The 22,129-nt window shown below is 71.4% G+C and carries 12 protein-coding genes and 1 pseudogene; 2 read left to right on the forward strand and 11 right to left on the reverse strand.

What is annotated here, in order from left to right; genetic code table 11:
- The 11 genes from ACWD5D_RS18530 to ACWD5D_RS18580 form a co-directional block, all read right to left on the reverse strand.
- On the reverse strand, window positions 1-1,899 hold a 1,899-nt coding region (locus ACWD5D_RS18530), incomplete at its 3' end, for a WXG100 family type VII secretion target (protein ID WP_451373771.1).
- 130 nt (window positions 1,900-2,029) lie between these two features.
- Window positions 2,030-2,389, reverse strand: coding sequence for a hypothetical protein (locus ACWD5D_RS18535; protein ID WP_451373772.1), 360 nt, complete (start codon window positions 2,387-2,389; stop codon window positions 2,030-2,032).
- 206 nt (window positions 2,390-2,595) lie between these two features.
- The gene (locus ACWD5D_RS18540) at window positions 2,596-2,889 is read right to left on the reverse strand and encodes a WXG100 family type VII secretion target (protein WP_451373773.1); all 294 of its coding nucleotides are present in this window, start codon (window positions 2,887-2,889) and stop codon (window positions 2,596-2,598) included.
- A gap of 72 nt (window positions 2,890-2,961) precedes the next feature.
- A complete protein-coding gene (locus ACWD5D_RS18545) occupies window positions 2,962-3,309 on the reverse strand; it encodes a WXG100 family type VII secretion target (RefSeq protein WP_451373774.1) in 348 nt (115 codons plus the stop codon).
- 228 nt (window positions 3,310-3,537) lie between these two features.
- On the reverse strand, window positions 3,538-6,771 hold the full coding sequence (locus ACWD5D_RS18550; RefSeq protein WP_451373775.1) for a right-handed parallel beta-helix repeat-containing protein: 3,234 nt from the start codon (window positions 6,769-6,771) through the stop codon (window positions 3,538-3,540).
- Between the two features lie 47 nt (window positions 6,772-6,818).
- Window positions 6,819-10,232, reverse strand: a complete 3,414-nt coding sequence (locus ACWD5D_RS18555; protein WP_451373776.1) for a hypothetical protein — start codon at window positions 10,230-10,232, stop codon at window positions 6,819-6,821.
- A 5-nt stretch (window positions 10,233-10,237) separates the two neighbouring features.
- Window positions 10,238-11,569 (reverse strand): type VII secretion protein EccB, encoded by a 1,332-nt coding sequence (gene eccB, locus ACWD5D_RS18560; protein ID WP_451373777.1) that lies wholly within the window; start codon window positions 11,567-11,569, stop codon window positions 10,238-10,240.
- Window positions 11,570-11,578: 9 nt separating this feature from the next.
- On the reverse strand, window positions 11,579-12,970 hold the full coding sequence (gene eccD / locus ACWD5D_RS18565) for a type VII secretion integral membrane protein EccD (protein WP_451373778.1): 1,392 nt from the start codon (window positions 12,968-12,970) through the stop codon (window positions 11,579-11,581).
- A 79-nt stretch (window positions 12,971-13,049) separates the two neighbouring features.
- The gene (gene eccCa, locus ACWD5D_RS18570) at window positions 13,050-17,027 is read right to left on the reverse strand and encodes a type VII secretion protein EccCa (RefSeq protein WP_451373779.1); all 3,978 of its coding nucleotides are present in this window, start codon (window positions 17,025-17,027) and stop codon (window positions 13,050-13,052) included.
- Entirely contained in the window at window positions 17,024-17,779 is a 756-nt protein-coding gene (locus ACWD5D_RS18575; protein WP_451373780.1) for a LuxR C-terminal-related transcriptional regulator, read from the reverse strand. The genes eccCa and ACWD5D_RS18575 overlap by 4 nt, the downstream gene beginning before the upstream one ends.
- An 817-nt stretch (window positions 17,780-18,596) precedes the next feature.
- Entirely contained in the window at window positions 18,597-19,217 is a 621-nt protein-coding gene (locus ACWD5D_RS18580; protein ID WP_451373781.1) for a response regulator transcription factor, read from the reverse strand.
- A 535-nt stretch (window positions 19,218-19,752) separates the two neighbouring features.
- On the opposite strand from ACWD5D_RS18580, the gene ACWD5D_RS18585 reads away from it, so the two are divergent.
- Both ACWD5D_RS18585 and ACWD5D_RS18590 read left to right on the forward strand, forming a co-directional pair.
- On the forward strand, window positions 19,753-21,267 hold the full coding sequence (locus ACWD5D_RS18585; RefSeq protein WP_451373782.1) for a long-chain-fatty-acid--CoA ligase: 1,515 nt from the start codon (window positions 19,753-19,755) through the stop codon (window positions 21,265-21,267).
- 279 nt (window positions 21,268-21,546) lie between these two features.
- A pseudogene (locus ACWD5D_RS18590) lies at window positions 21,547-21,738 on the forward strand (hypothetical protein); the annotation flags it as partial.
- Window positions 21,739-22,129 lie beyond the last annotated feature (391 nt).

The following is a 22,129-nucleotide window of genomic DNA, read 5'->3' on the forward strand; positions in this document are numbered from 1 at the left end:
CGCACCCATCCCCGGCGGCATGAACGGCATCCCACCACCCTGACCCCCAGCAGCGGAATCAGCAAGATACGTACTCCCCGGGAACGCGCTGTCGGCAGCACCCGGCGTCGACGGCAGATCAAGCCCACCACCACCAGGCAACGCACCACCCGCGACACCACTCCCACCCACGGCACCAGCATCCGGCAGAGCCGAATCACCCGTGAACGGATCGGCATTGCTGTCCAACAACCCAGAAGCATCCGACGGATCCGTCAACCCACCAGGCGCACCACCCCCGGCACCGCCACCCGCACCCATCCCCGGCGGCATGAACGGCATCCCACCACCCTGACCCCCAGCAGCGGAATCAGCAAGATACGTACTCCCCGGGAACGCGCTGTCGGCAGTGCCGGGTAGAGCGGTGTCCGCGGGCGACTCCAGAGCGACGTGACCCGGCAGACCCGACGGTGAACCGAGGTCGCCGGCGGTGCTGCCCCCGAGCGGGTTGTCGCTGTTCAGCGCCGTGTCGCCGGGGAAATTCTGGAGCGGGGAGTCGCTGCCGAAGGGCGAGGAGCCATCGGCGAGAGCGCCGGGCTTCGAATCCGTGCCACCAGCGGTGCGGCCGGTGCCACCCGCGAAGCCAGGGGCGGTGAAGGGCATCGCTCCGCCCGTGTCCCCTGCCGGGTTGGCCAGATCGGTGTTTCCGGGGAACGGGTCCACCGGGCCGGCGCCCACACGGACCGAAGGATCGGTCGCCCCGGGGAAGTCGAGCGGTGCGTTCCCACCCGCGGAGGGGTCAGTGTTTCCGCCGAATGCCGTCGGCGTATCCGTTGGAAGACCCCCGAAGTTGGGGAGGTCCCCGGTGCCCGCGGGGTCGGTGCCGCCGGGAAACGAAGTCGGCGCAAACACCGAGGGGTCGGTGCCGCCGGGAAAATGGGTTCCCGGGCTCCCCGGACCAGGAGGAACGACGGGACCCAGCCCTGCGTCAGGGTTCGCCACGTCGGTGCCCCCGGGAAAATGGGTGCCCGGGCTCTCCAGGCCAGGAGGAACGACGGGACCCAGCCCTGCGTCAGGGTTCGCCACGTCGGTGCCGCCGGGAAAATGGGTGCCCGGGCTCCTCTGGCCAGGAGGAACGACGGGACCCAGCCCTGCGTCAGGGTTCGCCAGGTCAGGGGGCGGCGGTTGGTCGAGTGGCGGCGGATCGTTGAGACCCCCGGGGGCTCCGGGTCCCGCGGTGGAGGTCGGCGCTTTGAGGTTGTCCACCGTCACCTGGTAGTTGTGCGCGAGGCTCTTGAGCACCTTACGCATGTCCGCCGTCATCATCTCGGCCAGCTTGCCGGCCTTGCTCACGGGGATGTTTCCGTGGCTGTCGGGCCCCAAGCCATAGTGTGCGGCCGCCTGGTCGGCGTAGAAGCTGTCGATCTCCAGGATGATCTGCTGGGCGCTCCTGAGGCTCACGGCGTTGTTTGCGATCTGCTGCGGCACGGCGTGACTGCCGGACGCACCACCGGACAGCACGTCCGCGTTGGCGGCCACGCTGCGGGAGAAGCCCGTCATGGTGTCGAAGAACGCGTCGGCCGCGTCTCCCTTCCACGGACCGTCCGAACCAGCCAGCGCCTTGGTCTGGGCAGTCAGGGACTCGGCGACCATCTCCAGGGTAAGCTGGACGACGTAGAAGGCATGGGCCGCGTCCATCAACGACTGCGGGTTGGCCGTCTGGGCGGCACGGTCAAGGTTTGCGGCGTCCCGGGCACCCGCCGACATGCCGACGATGTTCGCCTCGATCTGTTTCCAGTCCCACGTGTCGTAGTCGGAGACCGAACCCGGGTCGCCCCCCGGATTCGAGAAAATGCCGCCGCCGGAGCCTTCACCTTCCTTGAAGCCACCGCTGTTGTACTTGTCGTCGCCGTTCGCCATGACGTTCCGTCCTCACCGACCGTTCCCCTGTACGCCGTCGCGCATTCCCGCACACCACCGACGCCCCGGTCCCACCTGTGCGTCCAGGCACTGGCGGGACCGGGGCTGCGTCGATGCCCTGCCAACCCTGCTACGCAGGGCCGGCACCTCCCCCTCCGTCCTTGTTGAGCGCGTCGAAGTCGGCCTGTGCGGACTGCATGGCCTTCTGCAGATCGATGGCCTTCATCTTGTTGGCGTCCTCGATTTTGACGTATTTCACACTCAGTTCCTTCATGGTGTCCCGGGTGTCCGAGAGACCCTGCACCAGATCGCTGAGCACATGCTGGAAGGACGCCTTCAGACCGCCATCGGCGTTGACGCCGTTGATGTTGGCGCGGATGACGTTGGCGTGGTAGAAGCCGCCGGGTGCCACCGCCACTTCGCCCAGTCCATCGAGCGCGGCCCTTACCGGTGCGATGAGTTTGTCCATGTTGTCCGCGAAGAGCTCCATGGACGGCGTGTCTATGGAGGTTGTCCCGCTGCCCTTCCCCCCACCGGAAGGCACCTCCGGGGGATGCAACTGGACTCCTCCGGAACCGAGGTCACCCGGGGAGTGGTCGACGTCTGTACTGCCGGCGTAACCGGTGTCCGGCGGGGGCGGGGGTGGAGAATCGGGATCCTCGGGTCCGTCGTTGTATGGCCTGTCACCCATGGCGTTTAGTGCCCGGACCAGAGACGGGTGCCGGTGGCCTCACCCTCCGCGTAGTACTGCTGGATGTCCTGGAGCGCCTTGGTCATGGCCAGAGACAGTTCGCTCATCCTGTCCGCGGCCGCGTCCCAGATCTTCTGCTGCTCGTAGTACGCCGCCACGGCCGCGCCCTCCCATTCATTGAGCCGTACTGCGGCCTGGTTGTCCAGGTCGTTCTTGGTGGCCGTCACCGCTGCGGTGATGGTCTCCATCTCACCGGCGATGAACGCCACTTCTTCCAACTGGATACTGTAGGTTGCCATCATTTCTCCTCGGGTAAGCGTGGGGCCGCGCAGGGACGGTGGTGCGGATTTCGTGCCAGGCGGATGCGGTGGTTACTGGAAGTGCGGCAGGCCGCCACCACCTGCTTCGATTGTCGCGGCGATCGCCGCAGCCTGTTGGTCGGTCTCCGCGTGGACGTTGGCGTACACTCCCGTGTTCTGCGACAGCGTCTCGAGCATGCTTTCCAGCGCGCCCAGGAGCGTCTTGAACTCCGAGAGCCACGTGCCGACCGCGCCTGTGTACTGTGCCGCCGCGGTGCCCTGCCAACTGCCGGACAGCGCTATGTACTGGCCGTCCATGTTGGCGTACGACCTGGCGCTCTCGTCCACCGCGGTCTGGAAGGCCTGTTGGGCCTGAATCATGCCATCGAGATCTACCCGCGTGGTGGGATCTGCCGCCATGATCTTCACCTCTCTTCGTCATCTGTGGCGCAGGCGCTGGCGTCAACTCACCGGTGACTGCGGCCAATCCGTTAGGTCAACTTCTATCGTTCTCACATCCGGCGGCCATGGGACGCCAGACGGGGGTTCTCTGCCCGACGGCCGTCGATGTCTTCCTTTCTGCCTCTCTCCCCTTCCGTCCCTCGCGTCCGCCCCGTCCTGGATTCGCAGATCCATAAAGGTGGCGGATCAGAGCGCCATGGGCTGAGCTTCTCGATCCGATTCCGGCACCGCGCCGCTGGCATTCAGCTCGGCGGTTCCCACCGAGAGCGTCCCGGACCGGCGTGCGACCAGATCGGCGAGGCGGTGCACGCCGAAGGCCGCACCGGCGGGGGGCTGCCGTTCGAACTCGGCGACGAGTGCCGCCGTGCCCTCCTCGGACAGACGCAAGCCCGCCTCGGCCAGCCGTCGGCCCGCCAGCTCCGCCAGTTCCACGGACGTGTAGGGCGGCAGCCGCAGGTACTGGGCGAACCCCGCCGCCAGCGCGCTGTGCTCCCGCAACAGGCGGACCAGTTCGGGCGTCGAGCCGACGAGCACGGTGACCGGGCCGGGCCGGGCAGCGACCTCCGCCACCGCCGCCAGCACCCGCGCCTGTTCCTCCTCCGGCCGCTTCTCGAAGGCCGGGTCCAGCTCCAGCAGGAGGATCCCACCGTCGCCGTCCGCGCGCGCGGCGGCCAGCCGGGCCGCCGGCTGGCCGTCCCATCGCGCCGGTACCCGCGAGAGCGGCAGCCGCAGCACCGCCCCGTGCGCCAGGACCCCGGACTCGGCGAGCGCACGTGCGTAGAGCGCGGTCAGCGCACCGCGGCCCGAGCCCAGACCGCCCTCGAGCACCAGATTGGCCGCGCGCGGCATGGGCGGCTCCTGTCCCGCCGCCCGCGCCGCGACCAGTCTTTCCACCCTGGTCGTCAGGGCCGTCCGGACGTCGGTGAGGCCGACCATCGTCCCCAGCCTGCGCAGCGACGCGGAAGGGTCCTCGCCGCCGCGCTGGTCGGCGGCGGGTGGAGGCTCCTGCGTGTTCCTGGGCGGTTCGACGGTCAGGACGTCGGCCCCGATCAGCACGCTCAACTCGTTGTTGTCCTGCGGAGGATCGGCGGCGAGCCGCGACGCCTGCCGACTGATCATCTCCTCGAACACCTGCCGTGCCACCCGCCCGTTGCCGAACGTGGCGCCCTTCGGCACGTCCTCGAAGTACCGGACCAGAGCCGTCAGTGCGCTCTCGGAGAGCTCGTAGTAGTGCTTGCCGCACAGACCCCGGACGATGGTGACCAGCTCGGCCGGGCTGTAGTTGGGGAATTCCACGGTGCGGGCGAAGCGCGAGGCCATGCCGGGGTTGGAGGCGAGGAACTGGTCCATCTGCGCGGAGTAGCCGGCCACGATGACCACGATCTCGTCGCGGTGGTCCTCCATCAGCTTCATCAGCGTCTCGACGGCCTCCTGCCCGAAGTCGGGTCCTGTGCCGCGGGACTGGTTGGTGAGGGTGTACGCCTCGTCGATGAAGAGCACGCCGCCGAGGGCCCGGTTGAACACCTCGGTGGTCTTGATGGCGGTGCCGCCGATGATCTGGGCCACCAGGTCCGCCCGCGCCACTTCCACGATGTGGCCCTGCGAGAGGATGCCGAGTTCGGCCAGCACCGCGCCGTAGAGCCGGGCGACGGTGGTCTTGCCGGTGCCGGGCGGGCCGGCGAACACCAGGTGCCGGCTCATCGGTGGCATCGGCAGGCCCATCTCCTGACGCCGCTGGGCCATCTTGTTGAGGTTGATGAGGCCGGTGACCTCGCGCTTGACGCTCTCCAGGCCCACCAGCGCATCGAGTTCGGCGAGCGGGCCGGCCGTGCGCATCGGATCCACGCGGCCAGCGCCACCGTCGGCATCGCCGTCCGCGGCGTCCGGACGCGCGGCCCCGAACCCGGAGGACTCGCCGATCGCGCCGCCGCCGTTGTCCCGGATGTCGCAGTCGCTCACCGCCACCAGCTCGTCGCTCAGGCTGCGCAGGCCGTCGCCTGCGTTGCCGAACACCGCGCAATTGGCCAGATCGGCCTGGCAGGAGGCGGTCACGTGCACGCCGTGGCCGCGGGCGCCGGAGATGCGGCATCCGATCGCGGTGAGCACACCGCCGCCCACCAGCCGGATGCCGTCGCTGTCCGAGTCGGCGAACTCGCTGTCCCGGGCGGTCAGCCGGGAGCCCGAGCCGACCACCACGGCGCAACCGGTCACCGCCGATGCCGTGAGCGCGATCTGAGAGCCGCCGGCCATCGACAGGCCCGAGCCGGCCGAAGCCCGCACCCGCACGTCGGTGAGTTCGGCCACGGCGTCCTCGTCGAGGTCGATGCCTCCGCCGGTGGCCAGGTCGCCGTCGCGAACGTCCAGACGCCCGCCGCCGCGTACCACCGCCGCGGCGCCCCGCCGTCCCGACACGGACAGCCGCTCGACCACCACGCGCCCGCCGTCCACCACCTGAAGGGCCGCCTGCGCCGCGTCCCGCACGGTCAGCCCCGCGCACTCCACGACCGCGTCCGCCTCGACGACGAGGCCGACCTGCCCGCCGTTGATCACGCACTCCTCCAGCCGTGGCCGGGACCCTGCAGCCGCCTGCACGCCGGCCTCGCCGCCGCCTTCCACCGTGCAGTCCCGCAGAACCGGTGAGGCCCCGGCACCGATGTGCACGGACTGGCGGGCGGCTCCGCTGAACCGGCAGCCGGTCAGCAGAGCCTCACCGGTGCTGGTCAGATACACGTCGAGGGCCGCTCCGCCGAGCACGTGCACGTCCCGCAGCTGGGTCCGCGCCTGCTGCTCCACCGCGACGGCCGGTTTGGCGCAGCCCTCGATCCGGGTCGCCTCGACGACGACCGTACTGGTGCCGTTGGCGCACACCCCGTTACCTCCGGCCTGCTCCAGCCGGCAGTCCCGGATGGTCAGCTGTCCGTGCTCGGCCACCACCACCGCCGAGGAGGCCACGTCGGCGACCTTCGTGCGCTCCACCACGTTCGCACGGCCGGAGGTGACCACGATCCCGGCGCCGCGGCCGTTGGCCACCTCGCAGTCCCGCAGCGCGAGCACGCCCTCGTTCCACGCCAGAACGGCCGCCCACGCCTCGCCCGCGACCTTGCAGCCGTCCAGCGCGGCCTGGCCACGGCGCACGTCCAGGACCGGTGCGTCCTGGTCGGCGCCGGTCAGGTGCAGCCGGGACAGCTGCACGGCTTCGGCGTCAAGGACCAGGGTGCTGCCGGACGCCGTGTGAACCCGGGGCGGCTGCGCGGTGTCCTGTGCGGCGATGGTCACCGGCCGGGTGACGTGCAGCGCCTCCTCGTACCGGCCCGGCGCCACGGTGATCAGCGCGCCGTCCCGCGCGTCGCCGAGGGCGTCGGCTATCGACCGGTACGCCCCGGCGCGGTCCGGTGCGACGTACAGAACCTGGCGCGTCACTCAGTTGCTCCTTCGTCGGAAAGCTGCCTCGGGGCCTGCCGCCCCGGTCATTGCGACGGACCGCCGCCGGTGGCGGGCGGGCCGGCCGGATTCCGCCATGGCGGTGGGGAGGCGGCCGGCAACAGGCCTGGCGGTGCGCCGGGGGGCAGGACCGGCGTCCCGGCCCCCCGGCTGTCGGCCTGGTGTGTCCGCAACAGGTCGAGCGCGCGCGACAGCCCGTCCAGGGCCATGTCGTCCAGCGGCACGCGCCGGCCGGGCGCGGTGCCGTCGGAGCCACGGGGCCCGGCCGGTGCCGTCTCCGATGTGGACACCTCCCGCAGCAGCAGGACCGGCCGGTCCCCCTCGTCCCTGCGCAGCACCTTGAACACGGTGCCGGGCACGAACACCACCTGATCGGGCCGGGAGGTGTCCACCAGACGGGTTCGGCGTGCCGTCATCGACCAGAGCAGGACGTCCACGGCGGGGCGCCTCGTCGCGTACGGCGTGGTCTGCGTCGTACAGAACGCCCATTCGGTGGCCACCCGGCCCTCCTCGTACCACGCCAGTTCGGCCGGTTCCATCGGCGCGCGGAGCAGGGCGGGGCCACGGTACGAGGGCAGCCGTTGCAGACCGGCCGAAACGCAACGGGCGAGTGGGACGTGCGGGCCGGCCTTGGCCTGGCGCACGGCCGCGTCCACCCGGGCACTGTCGCCGCTCAGATACAGGCGGACCGCCACCAGGTCGGTGAGCGCTGCGGCGGCGTCCTCCCGGGAGATGCCCTGCAGACCCGGCGACTCCGACATGACCCGCGCGACGCTGCCGGACAGCGCGTCGTACTGCGTGCTGAACGTCTTGCGCAGCCAGGCTCGTTCCTGCGCCAGCCCGCGCCCCGTCGGAACGGCACTGGCCGCGGGCGCCGGGACGGGTTGCACCCGTACGTCGGGGGCGGGGGCGGGGACCGCTCGCTCCTGAGCCGGTGCCGGGTTCGCCGGGACGGGCGCCGGCGCGGCCGTGCCTTCCGGCGCGCCCACGGCCCGTGCGGGGCCGGACTCCAGCCGAATCCGGGTGGGCGCGGCGGCGGGCGCGGGGGCGCGGTCGGGGCCGGCCGGAGAGGACTCGGTCTGTCCAGGTGCGGGGGCGGGCGGAGGCGTCGGGACGGCGGGAGACGGGGGCTGCCCCGGCCCAGGTTCGGAGGGAGCGGACGCAGGTGTGGGTGGCCCCGGCGCCGGAGCAGGTGGCGCCGTCGGGACTGCCGGGGACGGCGGCCGCCCGGGGGCGAAGGGAGAGGACTCGGGCGTGGGCTCGGGCACCGGCGGACGGCCGGGACCGGTGGGGGTGGGAAGGGGGCTCGGTCGTCGTGGGGGGGGTGCGGGTGGTGGAGGGAAGTCAGTCGGCGGTGTGGAGCCCGGCCCTGCGGGCGTGCCCCCGGCGGAAGGCGTGAAGTCCAGGTCCAGCACGGCAGGGCGTCGCGCGGGTGAGGGGCGTTCCGCCGACCGCACTCGGTCGGCGCCCTGGCCGTCGTCGCGCTGGTGGACCGGATCACTTCCCTGCGCCCGAACGGAATCGGAGCCGTCGTGCCCGTACGCTGCACCGGGCAGGCCACCGGGACCCGTCGGCAAAAGCGGTGATGACCCGTCCGGAGGTGCCCCGTCCGGGCCAGAGGCACCCGCGACCGACGAGTCGCCGGGGCCATGGGGGCCACCGGGAGGCGCGGCACGGGTCGGCCCGGCGGGATCCCCGTCCGTCGCGGTTCTCTCACCGTCCAGGGGCGGCGAGGGCGTCGGGGCGGCAGGCGCGGCGCCGGGGTCCGCGGGCAGAGCGGAACGCCACGTTGCCGGATCCACGGGCGTGACAGTGCCGGCGGTGCCGGTCGATTCGGCCGCGCCGCCCGCGCGGTTCCCGCCGTAAACTCCGGCGCCACCGACCGTGCCGTTCCCGCCGCTCACGTCGGCCCCGCCGACAGCGCCACTCGAACCGGCCGTCGCGACCCCGCCGTTCACACTGGTAAGGACGTTCTCCGCAGTGGCCGACCCGGCGGTCGGCCGGCTCGTGGTCACGGGCTCGGACGCCGGGGCGGTGGCTGTGGCCGGGGCAAGGTGGGAGGAGGTTGCCTGAGCGGGGAGGTCCGAGGGTGCGTCGAGGCGGCCGTGCGCCGGTCCCGGAGCGTTGCCGCGAGCGCCACCGTCCGCCTGTGCCCACCACTTGACGTCGCCCCACCCGAGTGCGGCGCCGGGCGCGTCTGCGGGGCCGATCCGGAACGCCTCGCGCAGCGCCGGGTCGAGCTGCCGCAGCATGTCCTCGGCCAGGCGCCGCATGCGCTCGGCGCTGTCACCGGCCACGCGGTGGTAGAGGATCGCCGCCCGGCCCGGGGCGGCTGCGGCGCGGCGGACCCGGTCGGCGTCGTCCGGCTCTGCCGTCGGCCGCAGCCACAGACCGCTCTGGATCACCTCCAGCACGGTCTCGTCGGTGTACGGGTAGACGCCGTCGGCGGTTGCCGCGCCGCTCACCGGAGGGCGTATCCCGAGCAGCGTCGGCGGCGCGGGCGTCCCCTCGCCGCTCGGCGCGAACACCAGCTCACCGGCGAAGGGGCGCCATGCCGCCGTGCCATCGCGGTTCGGCACCTCGATATGTGGGGCTTCACTGCGCACGTGTGGCACGGCGGGCAGCCCGGTGTAGAAGACCACCGGCTCGCCGACGGCGTCCGCGAGCCCCTGCCCGAGGGAATCCACCCCTTCGGGCAGGATCACGGGGCCGAGCTGGAGGAACCGTAGAAACGGGCGGGCCGAGGACAACACACTGTGCCAGACCCTTACGGCGGCGGACAGTTCGACCGGCGGACCGCCCGGCGAGCCGAGCACCGCGGTGAGCGAGTCGCTGCCGCCGGGGATGCGGTCCACCAGCCAGTGCCGGCTCGCGGTGGCCGAGCCAGCGGTGTCGTCCGCGCTGCGCAGCCACAGCCCGCCGGCGGTCGGTTCCACTACGGCGCCCGGCACCGGAGTCCACGGGGTCTCGGAGAGGGTGTACTCCCAGTGCGGCTTGGGGAACCGGCGCGAGTCGGCCGTGGGCGGGCGGCCCTGCTGGAATCGCAGCCAGCCGCTGCCACGGTCGTGCGGCACGAAAAGGCCGCCGCCCGGCACCGGGCGGGGGGTGCCGTCGGCCGCCAGCACTGCCCCTCCGGTACGGTCGGCGACCGCCTGCCCGATCCGGCGCACGCCCGCCGGGGTGCCGCGGCCGAAGACCAGGCGCACCACGCCTCCCGACCGGACGGCGAGCAGCCGGCCCAACGCGTCCCACTCCCCCGACCGTGCGTCTGCGGGCAGGTCCGCCACCACGATCCGGTGCGGCGGGTCGGGGGCGAGGGTGGCGGCCAGTGCGACCGCGCCGGGGTCGGGTTCGCCCTTACGGTGGACGAGCAGGGCGTGCCCCACCTGGCGCGTGCGCAGGCCGGCACGGGAGGGGATCGCCGTGAGGTCGAGCCGCACCCTCATCACCCCTTCAGCGTGGCGGTAGCCGCGGTCTTGCCCAGCACGGGACCGCGCGGCAGCAGGTGCAGGATCTGGGCCGGCATGGCGGTGCCGGGGCCGCTGAGCCGTAGCGTCCCGGCGGCCTGGCTGTCTCCGAACGGGAAGAGCGTGCCCTGGTCGGTCACCAGGTAGGTCTGGGGACTCGGCACCCCGGCCCGCATCTCGTCCTGGTCGAGCACCAGCAGACCGTGCGCCGGAGCCACCACGACGGCGCTCCGGCCGGTCGCCACCGGTCCGGACTCCAGTACGACGCTGTTGGTCAGGCGGACCCCCGAGGTCTGCTGCCGGACGCACACCGCGGCACGGCCGAGCGGTACCGCGGGCGCGTTCAGGACGTCGGGCAGGCCGGTGGCGGCTGCCGGGTGCCGGGAGACGGGAGCGGAGGCCAGCGCGCTCGCGTCCACGGTGACCGCGGGTGCGGCGCCCTTGGCGGCGGCGAGCAGCGCGGCCTGGGTGTGGTTCACCGGCGCGATGCCGTCGTCCAGCAGGACGTAGGTGCGCGCGCCGGCGCCGCCGGAGGTACGGAAGACCTGGCCGACCCGGACCTGCTTGCCCGCCACGCTCCTGGCACGGGCGCCGGTGTGCGGGATCGCCGGCGCGGCCAGGGCGACGCCGGTCGGCACTTGGTCCAGCCAGTCGGCGGGCGCGGGCACCGACTCGTTGGCGTCCAACCCCAGGGCGATGAGGGTGTTGCTGCTCGGCACGGGGTACTTGGTGCCCCGCCACAGCACATAGCGGCGGCCCTTCGGGTCGGCGAGCACAACCTGGCGGTCGGCGGGCACGGCCGTGAGACGGCCCGGGGTGAGGTCGAGGACCTGCCCGGCCTTCAGGTCGGGTCGCAGGCACCGGGTCCAGCCGCCGGAGGCCACGTCCTGCGGGGCGGGCAGGGAGTCCGGGGCCCCCGGGATGCCGATGTCCGAGCCGTGCGGGACCTCCGCCAGGACGTCCCGGGAGACGGTGCGCACCGTGCCGTGCGAGCCGGTGAGCAACAGCGCCGAAGCGTAGTTGCGCACCGGCCGGAGCGTTCCGCCGACGAGCAGGTAGCGGGTGCCGGTCTCCTTCTCCACGATGATCGTGCCGGGCTGCCGCCAGGTGTCCTTCTGCACCGGCTTGACGAGTCCGTAGACACCGAAGCCGGCGCAGAGCAGGACGACCAGGACCGCCCCGAAGAAGGTGCCGACCGAGCCCCGCCGGGTCGGGCTGGTTCCCCGCCCGGGGTCCCCGGTCACCAGGGCGGTGGCGAGCCGGCCCATGGCGAACTGGTACGCCTGCAGGTGGTCGCGTCGCGTCTGCATCTTCCCTCCTCAGCCGGCGAGCGAGCGCATGAACGAGTAGGCGTGGACGATCTGGAGCAGGAGCGGCAGCAGCGCGATGGCGGTGACCCACTCGCCGATGTCGCCGATGTGCCCCCAGATCGGCAGCAGCCGGCGGTCGGGCAGACGTTCGGCGGCGACCAGCAGCAGCGCGATGGCCGCCAGCAGCCCGGCCAGCGCCGCGAACCGGGGCCCGGTGCCGTGCGGCGCGACGGTGACCAGCAGCACCAGGATGGGACCGGTCGCGCCGGCCAGTGCGGTGGAGACCCGCTGTATCACGCCGGTGAGCTCGCGGGCGCGCAGCAGCACGGTCACGGAGAACACCAGCGGAAACACCCAGCCGATCCAGCCGCCACTGCGTACGAGCAGCCACCACGAAGTGGCGTACACCACCGCGCTGGTGAGACTCAGCACGTCCAGCAGGGCGCCGGCGAGCGCGACCCTGGACTGGACGATTTCTTCCGGTTGCGGCTCGATGTCCTGCTGCAACTCATCTGCGTCGTGCGGGAGTTGTGGCACGTGCAGGCGGGCCAGGCGCAGGGCGGCCCGGGGCGCCAGCTGGCCGAGGACGTAAGCGAGACCGGCGACCAGGGCGGTCGCCTGGGCCGCGGAACAACCGGCGCCGAGGATCAGCCCACAGCTCAGCGCGGCTGCTGCGGCGAGGCCGAGGGCGGTCCCCGGTACCGGGTACGGCATCGCGCGCAGGACCAGGAGGGGCACGGCGAGCACCGCCACCCAGACGGCGGCCAGCAGCAGACCGGACAGGCCCGGGACGAAGCCGCCGTCGGCGCCGGGGTGCGAGACGAAGCTGGCCAGCATCCCCAGGACGAGCGCGCCGCAGCCCGCGACGAGCGAGACGGCCTTCCGGGCTCCGAGTCGCTGCGCGGCTACCGCGCCGCCTCCCAGCAACAGGGCGCCGCCGCCGGCTTCGGCTGCGGCACCGGCGCCCGGGGTGACGAGCAGCTCTGCCACGAGCGCGGCGATCGTCAGGCAGGCGGCCGCGAGGGAGAGCCACCGGGTCGCGTGCGGCGACCAACGGCCGGGCAGCCCGCTGACCACGTGGGCCACACCGTCTGCCACGTCGTCGAAGTGCAGCGCGGGCAGCACCTCCTCCTCGGGGCGCATCCACAGCACCTCGCCGTGGCGCAGCCCGAGGGTCTGCGGGGTGCCGTCCGGGTCGAGCGGTTCCTCTCCGAGACGCTGGAGGCGCCAGGTACGGCCCTCGCCGTCCGGCATGCCGGCCTGACGAAGCAGCAGCGGCAGCAGAGAGGACAGCGGCAGGGTCACCGGAACCGCCAGATCGGCCCGCCCGGCCGGCCCCTCGACGGTGATCCGGCAGACGTCGGGTGCGGTGCCCCGAGCGGTCTGGACTGGGGTGGTCATGCTTCTCCTGTGCGGGGTAGGGCGCGCCCGACGGGTGCGGTGCGGTCCGGGACGGTTGCCGCGGCGGCGGAGGAGTGGGTCACGGGGCCGTCACGAGTCCGGTGTGCACCAGCCGGACCGAGCGCCGGGTGACCAGCTGCGCCCGGCCGGGAATCAGGGTGCGCGGCTTCGCCTCGCCGAGGATCTTGCCCTCCTCGCGGGGGTAGGAGAACAGCAGGCCGGGGCTGCCGAGTTCCCACATCCGGCGCAGCAGCGGGTCCATCATGGCCCGCATCCCCCCGGAGGTGCTGCGGGCGACGATCACGTGCATCCCGATGTGCAGGCCCTGGGCGAGCAGCGGCACGAGTGGCGCCGTCGGCGCGGCAGCCCCCATGGCGGCCGAGAACAGGTCGTAGTCGTCGACCACCACGAACAGCCGGGGACCCTGCCACCAGTCCCGGCGGGCCAGTTGCTCCGGGGTGACGTCCGCGCCCGGAACCCGCTTTCCGACCGACACCGAGGCGGACTTGGCGAGTTCGGTGAGACCGGTGGCGTCCACCGCATAGCCGACCCGATAGGGCTCGGGGATGTCCCGCAGCAACTCCCGTCCGGGATCGGCGGCGATGATCCGTGCCTCCTCGGGCGCGTATCGGGCGACGATCGCGCGCACTACCAGCCGCAGCGCGTTGGTCTTACCGGTCTTCTCGTCGCCGAGCACGATCATGTGCGGGGTGGCGCCGAAGTCGTGCCAGGTGGGCGCCATGCGCTGTTCGTCCAGGCCGAGGCAGAAACCGAGGTCGTCGGCGTCCGTGGGCGGGGGCAGCTGTCCGGCCGGCAGCCGGGCGGGCAGCAGCCGCACCTCCGGCGCCGAACGGCCCGGCCAGAAGGTGTTGATCTCGGCGACGGCGGATTTCGTCGCCGCGGTGAGGTCCTCGGTGCCGGGTGAGCCGTCCAGCCGCGGCAGCGCGGACAGGAAGTGGTGCCCGGACGGGACCAGGCCGCGGCCGGGCTGGTCCGGCACGCCGGCCGCCACCCGCGAGCCGATCTCGGACTCCATGGAGTCGCCGAGCCGGAGTTCGAGCTTGGTGCCGAACAGGTCCCGATGCCGCGCCCGGATCTCCGACCAGCGCACCGCGGAGGCCACCACGTGCATGCCGAAGGCCAGGCCGCGCGCGGCCAGTTCCGTGATCTCGGACTCGGCCTCCTCGTATTCCGTGCGCAGGGTTCCCCAGCCGTCGATCACGATGAAGACGTCGCCGTAGGGGTCGTCGATCTCACCCTGTTTCCGCAGCGCCCGGTAGGCGGCCATCGACTCCAGTCCGCGCTCGGTGAACTCCCGCTCGCGGCGCTCCAGCAGTTGGGACATCTCCGCGACGGTGCGCAGCACCCGGTCACGGTCGAGCCGGGTGGCCACCGAGCCGACGTGCGGGAGGCCCCCGGTGGACACCAGGCCGCCGCCGCCGAAGTCGAGGCAGTAGAACTGCACTTCTTCGGGCGTGTGGGTCAGGCTCAGCGAGAGCATCAGGGTGCGCAGCAGCGTGGACTTGCCGGTCTGCGGCGCGCCGACCACGCCCACATGGCCGGCGGCGCCGGACAGGTCGGCGACGAGCAGTTCCCGGGACTGCTCGTAGGGGCGGTCCACCATGCCGAGCGGAGTCCGGGTCAGCAGCGGCGCGGTGTGGCCGGTGGCAGCCATGCCGCGCACCGGATCCGGTTCGATACCGGGCAGGAGCTCGTCCAGGGTGGGCGAGTCGTTGAGCGGCGGCAGCCACACCTGACGGGCGGGAGGGCCGTTGTCCTCCAGTCGCCGGACCAGGAGTTCCAGCAGGCTCTCGCCGTCTTCCGCTGGTGTCTCCGGCTCCTCCGGCGTCTCCTGGGAGGGCGGCAGCGGCGCCGACGGCTCCTCGGCGACGGCCGGCTCCAGGCGGCCGAGGCCGAACAGCGCCACCTCCGCCTGCATCGGGTCGTTGCCGGCGGCTGGGTTCTCGCCCGTCGTCTGTGGCGCCGGGGCGGGCCCGGAGACGTAGGCGGCCTTGAACCGGACGAGATTGGTGGTGTCGACCTTCAGGAATCCGTTGCCGGGTGCAGAGGGCAGCTCGTAGGCGGAGGCGACGCCGATGACGCTGCGCGACTCCATTGCGGAGAAGGTGCGCAGCGCGACCCGGTACGACAGGTGGCCCTCGACCTTGTGGATACGACCCTCGTCGAGGCGCTGGGAGGCGAGCAGCAGGTGTACGCCGAGGCTGCGCCCGAGACGTCCGATGGAGACGAAGAGGTCCACGAACTCCGGCTTGCTGGCGAGCAGTTCGGAGAACTCGTCGACGATGATCAGCAGGGACGGCAGCGGTGCGAGGCCGCTGCCTCCCGCCAGTCTCGTCTTCTCGTAGTCGAAGAGCGAGGCGTGGCCGGCGGTCCGCAGCAGTTCCTGGCGGCGGGTCATCTCACCGTTGATGGCGTCGCGCATGCGGTCCACCAGGTGGATCTCGTCGGCGAGGTTGGTGATGACCGCCGAGGTGTGCGGAAGCCGTTCCATGTTGAGGAAGGTGGCTCCGCCTTTGAAGTCGACGAGCACGAAGTTGAGTACTTCGGAGGAGTGGGTGGCCGACAGCCCCATCACCAGGGTGCGCAGCAGTTCGCTCTTGCCGGATCCGGTGGCTCCGATCAGGAGTCCGTGCGGTCCCATACCTCCCTGCGCGGACTCCTTGAGGTCGAGTTCGACGATCTCGCCGTTCTCGTTCACGCCGAGCGGAACCTTCAACCGGGCGGACTGGGCCTGCCGGGCCCGCCAGGTGGCGGCCACGTCGAACACGTGCGGATCACGCAGGCCGAGCAGGGAGGTCAGCTCGAAGTCGGACTCCAGCGACTGATCGGTGAGCTCGACGGTTCCGCTGGTACGCATGGGTGCGAGAGTCCGGGCGAGGTTCTCGGCAGCGGTCCGGCCGAGGAAATCCGCGGTCACCTCGGCGGTCGTGTCCCCCGACGGGTACTCCGCGAAGCCGTCGCGCAGGGTGAGGCGGAGCACCTTCTCCCCGCCGGGCAGGGCACCGGTCGCGTCCAGGAGCACCAGGTTGCGGACGCCGGTGAGCAGTGGGGACGCCTCGGGGATCCGCGTGTCCTGCGCGATCACAACAACAAACGGCTCGGCCGTGCTCGATGCGGCGTCGGGGTCGTGGCCGGGCCGGTCGCGCACCTCGTCGCCGAGCAGCTCCAGCAGGGTGTCGTGGTCGTCGGCGGCCAGTCGCAGCGGGCCGGCCGCGTCCCATTCTTCGGGGTGCTGGTTGTGGGGAAGCCACTTGAGCCACTCCCACTCCTGCGCCGCCACCTCCCGGCCCAGCAGGGCGATGCGCAGGTCGTCCGGGGAGTGCAGCACCGCGAGCTGGCCCACCATCGAGCGCATCAGCCCGAGGGCCCGTTGCCCGGAGCCGGCGAACTCCACGCTGGTGAAGCGCCGCAGCGCCATGGGCACCGGCAGGTGGGGGACGCGCTGGTGCGCCTTGGTGAAGCGGCGCAGCGACACCGCGGTGAGCGGCTCCAGATCCTCGACCGGCCGGGTCTGCGGCGGCAGGAACTCCAGAGCGGCCCGGCGGGTGCCGGTGCCGATCCGGATCCGCCCGAAGTCGTCGTGGCCGGGCCGGCGTTCCCACAGCCGGCTGCCGTTCGCCAGCGCCCACAGGCGATCGGGGGGCGGGTTGTCCCACTGAAGCGCGTCACGCTGCTCGGCGGCGGCCCGACGGGCCTGCTGGCGCTTCTGGGCGAGATACCGCAGATAGTCGCGGCGTTCGGCGCGCATCCGACGGCGCCGGTCGCCGCCGGAACGGCCCAGCTGGGTAAGTGACATACCCGCCATGGACATGGCCATCATGCCGGACATCAGGTACGTCGTCGGGCCGGGACGCCCTTGGGAATACATGAGCATCATCGCGCCCGTGCCGAGGCTCATCGGCACGAACGTCAGGGCTGAGCTCATGTCCGCGGTGGCGGGTTCGCCGAGCGAGGGCGGCTCGGCCAACTCGATCTGGCCCTCGGGGGCCTCGGGGCCCTCGGCACGCGGGCCGCGCTTGGCGACGGTGGTGCTCATATCAGCCTTCGGCGGATCGCGTACGCGACGGCGTGCGCCCGGTTGCGCAGGCCGTGCCGTTTGCTGATGCCGTGCAACACGTTTTTGATGGTTCGTTCGGAATAGCCGAGCTGGGCTCCGATGTCCTGCAACTCGTGTCCTTCGGCAACGAGTCGCAACACCTCGGCTTCCCGGAGAGTGAGGCCCTCCGGGGTGAGACCCCGCGGAGCCGGGACCAGTTGCTGGGACCGTTCCAGCTGGTTCTTCAGCCGACCCTGGAGGACGGCTGGGAGGTCGTCATGGCCGAAGCGGACTTGCTGGACCGCCTCGTCGAACCGGTTCCAGGTGAATCCGGACCGGAACAGCACAGCACGGACCCTGGCGGCAAGGGCCACGTGCACGTCCGCCCGCCACTCGCCCTCGACGATCAGAACGACCAGGGTGTTGCCCGCCACATGTTGGCTCAGCCGGGTCAAGGCCTCCGTATCGGGGTCGCGAAGGACGGCCACGGCGAGATCGGCGGAATCGCCCGGCGCGGACAGAACCAGTTCGGGACGCTGACGGACATGGCTGATCACGGCGAGTCTGACGATGGGGTCGTCGGTGAGCACGGTCACCGTCGACGTGTCCTGGGCGACCGGCGGCCTGAAGTTGCCAGCCATGTCCCGGCGGTCCCCTGCCGCCGCATGGTCGGCGGCGGCCGGTGGGCGCACCGGCGTCTGCCCGGTGATCGCCGGCCGGGCGCGGCCCTGGTGCGTGCCGCTGTGCGCCACACGAGTGGCCGGACCTTCCGTCCGCGTGACCGACGCGAGTCCTGCCCGAGCGGCGTACGCTGCCGACTTCGTGGCGGGGTGATTGGCGGCTGCCAACCGTCTCTCCTCTCCGGTGGCCGGGGGCTTCCAGTCGGTGCACCCGTCCATCGGTCGACCGAGCAGATTCCTCCGCGTTCGTGCGCACAAGGCATCTGTCTGGAAGGGCCCTCGGTATCACCCCGGGCACGATTCCGGCGCAGAAGCTCCTGATTGCGGTTTTCCCGCGCCGTCACGTCGAGTGTCCACATCCCTCACGGATCAGGCGCTCTCGGCGACTCCCCCGACTCGCCGCAGACCAGTAGACGTGATGGGCAACCCCCACGACGCCCGAGAGTTCGAATCCGGCACTTCTGTACGGCAAGCCGAGGAAAGAAAGGCTGCGCCATCTCGGGCGCCGACAAAGTTGCACACCTCAGACATTTTGGCGCATTGACGTACGAGATGTCGGCTTCGCGCATGTGGTCGGCATGTTCAGCGGGAACCGGCCTGTGCCGTCAAGACCAGTCGGAGACCATGCCGTCGTCCCGCCCGGAGCTCATCACGAGGCCATACGCCCAAAAGGCCACGGCGGCAGACAGCACACCGTCACGGCATCACCGAGGGCTCCTTCGCGACCAGTTGACGCCGGCCCTGAGCGGGCGAGAGACCTGACCCGCGGCGGCCGCCGTTCGCAAGCCTCCGGTCGACCAGCAGGCCGCCGCAGTGCCAACTGTCCCCCGGACACCAACGACTGGCACCTCTTCCCGGGTGGCCGGGTGCCGCAAGCGATGCGATGCGCTCAGATCATGCCGTAGCGGATGGCGTAAGAGACGGCGTGGGCGCGGTTGCGCAGGTTGTATCGCTTGATGATGCCGTACAGCACGCTTTTGACGGTGCGTTCCGAATAACCGAGCTCGGAGCCGACCGCCTGGAGCTCGTACCCGTCCGCGACCAGACGCAGGACATCCACCTCTCGGACGGTGAGCCCTCCGGATGTGAGCCCGCGCGGCGCCAGCACGTCGACGTAGGTTCTCATCACTTGGTCCATCAGCCTCCCCTGGAGCATCGCAGGCAGGTCACCGTGCCCCGCGACCACCTGCCGCAGCGCCTCGCCGAACCTCTCCCAGGTGAAGTCCGGCCGGAAGATCACCGCGCGCGTACCGAGTTCCAGTGCCTTCTGGATGTCGGCATGCCACTCTCCGTCCACGATCAGGACCAGCGAGGCTTCGGCACTCACCAAGTCGCGCAGCCTGGCCAGAGCAGCGACGTCAGGGTCGGTCACCGCGGCGACGACGAGCTCGGCGTCGCCGTCGACGCCGGGCCGGGTGAGCATGAACTGCTGCTGGTCATGGATGTAGCTCACCAGCGCCCGCTGGGCGATCTGGTCCCGCGCAACCACACCAACCTTCACTCTGTCCATGGCATCTCACTGATCTCAACTTGGCGAATACCGCTCTTGCCCTTTGGCCACAAGCGCCGACACGGGTTAACTTACATTGTTCAGGTGACATGTTCAGGGGTTACTCGCCAGGAGGGAGCGACCGGCAGGGCCGCCGAGCGATCGCTGCGCCACGACACCACACTAGCCGATTCTTAGAATTTATAATATCTGCCTCCATCCAGGCATCTGGCCATCACCGGCCCACGGCGGCACGCTCGTTGGGCGCCAGCACCCGGCCGGACAAGGCGCAACACTGCCGCGGCAGCCCCCACTCACGACGGCCGAGTCTCCCGGCGAGCGGTCGGCAGGCTGCGCTAAAAACTAGCAACGCTAATTAACTGTCGAGGGCGGCTGCACCGCATACGCCGCACGGGCACCGCCTGCGGACTGGCCACGATGTGCGTGGGGCAGGGAGCGCGGTGCTGATCGACAGGCACTGACGGACACCCCAACGGGAACGCGCCGCAGAGAAATTCGACCAAGCAGCCCCGCAAAGAAACGGAGTACCACTCATATGGCCATCCTGTCCCTCGCCACGATCCTCGCCGAGAACGCCCGGCGCCGCCCCGATCGGACTGCCCTCGTCGAGGGCGACCTGCGCCTGACCTTCGCCGAGGTGTGGCAGCGGGCCCGCGCACAGGCAGGGGCGCTCGTCGAGCTCGGCGTCCGGCCAGGGGACCGCGTCGCCCTGATGGCGCCGAACACAGCCGAGTTCCCGCAGGCGTACTACGCGATCGCGGCTGCCGGAGGAGTCGTCGTCCCGGTCCATCTGCTGCTGTCGGAGGAAGAGGTCCAGCACGTCCTGCAGGACAGCGGCGCGACGCTCCTGCTGTGCCACCCGGCGCAGGCAGAGACAGGAGCGGCCGCGGCACAGGCCGTGGGAGCCCGTGTGGTCACCCTGGGCCCCGAGTTGGACAACCTGGCGGCGGACGCCGAGCCGCTGCCGTCGTACGTCACCCGCGCCGCCGACGACCCCGCAGTCGTCCTCTACACCAGCGGCACCACCGGCGTGCCCAAGGGTGCCGTGCTGAGCCACTTCAATCTGGTGATGAACGCGACCGTCAACGCCTTCGACGCCAACGACGTCCGCCCCGACGACATCGCGCTGGGCGCTCTGCCGCTCTTCCACGCCTTCGGACAGACGGTGTCGATGAACTCCACCTGGCGGGCCGGGGCCACGCTCGTACTGCTGCCGCGCTTCGACGCGGCGCGGGCCGTCGAGTTGATGGTCAAGGAAGGCGTGAACACGTTCCACGGCGTCCCCACCATGTTCGCGTCCCTGGTGGCCGCCGCAGCCGACGCCGACGTCCTGCCCGAGCTACGCCTGTGCATCTCAGGCGGTGCCTCGCTGCCCGGCGCGGTGCTGCAACGCTTCGAGGAGGCGTACGGCGCGAAGATCTACGAGGGGTACGGACTGTCGGAGACCTCGCCGACCGCGACCGTGAACCAGCCGTGGTTCGGCACCAAACCCGGCACCATCGGCCATCCGCTGTGGGGCGTCGACGTGGAGATCGCCCGCGCGGAGATCGAGGGCCGCATCGAACTCCTGCCGCCCGGCGAACTGGGCGAGGTCGTCATCCGGGGACACAACGTCTTCTCCGGCTACCTCGGCCGCCCGGCGGCCACCGCGGAGGCGCTCGTCGACGGCTGGCTGCGCACCGGCGACCTCGGCACCAAGGACAACGAGGGCTTCCTCAGGATCGTCGACCGCAAGAAGGACGTCATCATACGCGGCGGGTACGACGTCTACTCGTGTGAGGTCGAGGAAGTGCTCCTGCGCTACCCTGGCATCACTCAGGTCGCCGTCATCGGTCTGCCGGACGAACTGCAGGGGGAGGAGGTCTGCGCCGTCGTGGTCCCCGCCCCCGGCGCGGCACTCGAGGCGGCCGCCGTCATCGAGTGGTCCAAGAAGCACCTGGGACGACACAAGTACCCGCGCCGTGTGGAGTTCAGGGACTCGCTGCCCCTGGGGCCGAGCATGAAGGTCCTCAAACGGGAGCTACGGGCGCGGTACACACTGACGCGCTGACCGCACAAGTGCGGGGGCCACCGGCCGACAAGATCCATACACCCAGCACTTGCCCCGGCACAGCGTGGTCCCCCCATGAATACGATCACGCGGCAGACTCGCCCTCTTCGCCGCCGCACTGCCCGCCTCGGGCACATCGGGGCGGGCCCCTTCTGCCTCCCGCCACTCTTGACACCGCCGCTGGGCTGTTAACTTCGTGGCATTGGATGCTCGATGCGGTCCGCTGCGTCGTGGACAACGGCATCAAGTGGGCCAGCCCGCCGGCGAAGATCATGATATGCCGTCCGCTACGGAGGCGGCGGTCCCGTCGTGCTGCGCCTCATCCGGGATGAGGTGCTTGTCTGCGAGGTCACGGATCCCAGCAATACGCAGCCTCGTTTGGTCCGTGCGACATCCACCGACGAGGGCGGCCGGGGCCTGTTCATCGTTGCTCAATGCATCACCAGGCAGACCGCGACATACGACGGGAGCCCTGTCCGTCGCCAAGGTGACGAGCACGGTGACCGGCACGACCCAGCCCTGGGAGGGCAGGGTGCGCCACACCGCCATGGCCTGGCCCAGCGGGCCGGACACCCAGGCGCCGAACGCCTCGACCGCGCCGAGGCCCGCGAGCACGCCGGCACCGGGCAGGAGCAGATGTTGGATGAGGAACATCCCCGCGACCTGGAGAGGAGTCAGGCCGGCCGCCTTCAGCACCGAGACATCCCGGGCCTGGGCACGCAACGGGAACGTCGATGCCGCCGGTCGCGGCCACGGCGGCAGCGAGCAGGGCGCCCAGGCCGAATATTCCGGTGAGCAGCCCAAGCAAGTGGTTGTCGCCTACGGCGTCCGCGCGGGCGTCACGCCAGGCGGAGATGGGTGC

It is taken from the genome of Streptomyces sp. NPDC002520 (genome assembly GCF_053595235.1).

Coding starts and splice junctions, on each gene's coding strand:
- ACWD5D_RS18535 (WP_451373772.1), bottom strand. CDS start 2,389: ATGGAGCTCTTCGCGGACAACATGGACAAACTCATCGCACCGGTAAGG.
- ACWD5D_RS18540 (WP_451373773.1), bottom strand. CDS start 2,889: ATGGCAACCTACAGTATCCAGTTGGAAGAAGTGGCGTTCATCGCCGGT.
- ACWD5D_RS18545 (WP_451373774.1), bottom strand. CDS start 3,309: ATGGCGGCAGATCCCACCACGCGGGTAGATCTCGATGGCATGATTCAG.
- eccB (WP_451373777.1), bottom strand. CDS start 11,569: ATGCAGACGCGACGCGACCACCTGCAGGCGTACCAGTTCGCCATGGGC.
- eccD (WP_451373778.1), bottom strand. CDS start 12,970: ATGACCACCCCAGTCCAGACCGCTCGGGGCACCGCACCCGACGTCTGC.
- eccCa (WP_451373779.1), bottom strand. CDS start 17,027: ATGAGCACCACCGTCGCCAAGCGCGGCCCGCGTGCCGAGGGCCCCGAG.
- ACWD5D_RS18580 (WP_451373781.1), bottom strand. CDS start 19,217: ATGGACAGAGTGAAGGTTGGTGTGGTTGCGCGGGACCAGATCGCCCAG.
- ACWD5D_RS18585 (WP_451373782.1), top strand. CDS start 19,753: ATGGCCATCCTGTCCCTCGCCACGATCCTCGCCGAGAACGCCCGGCGC.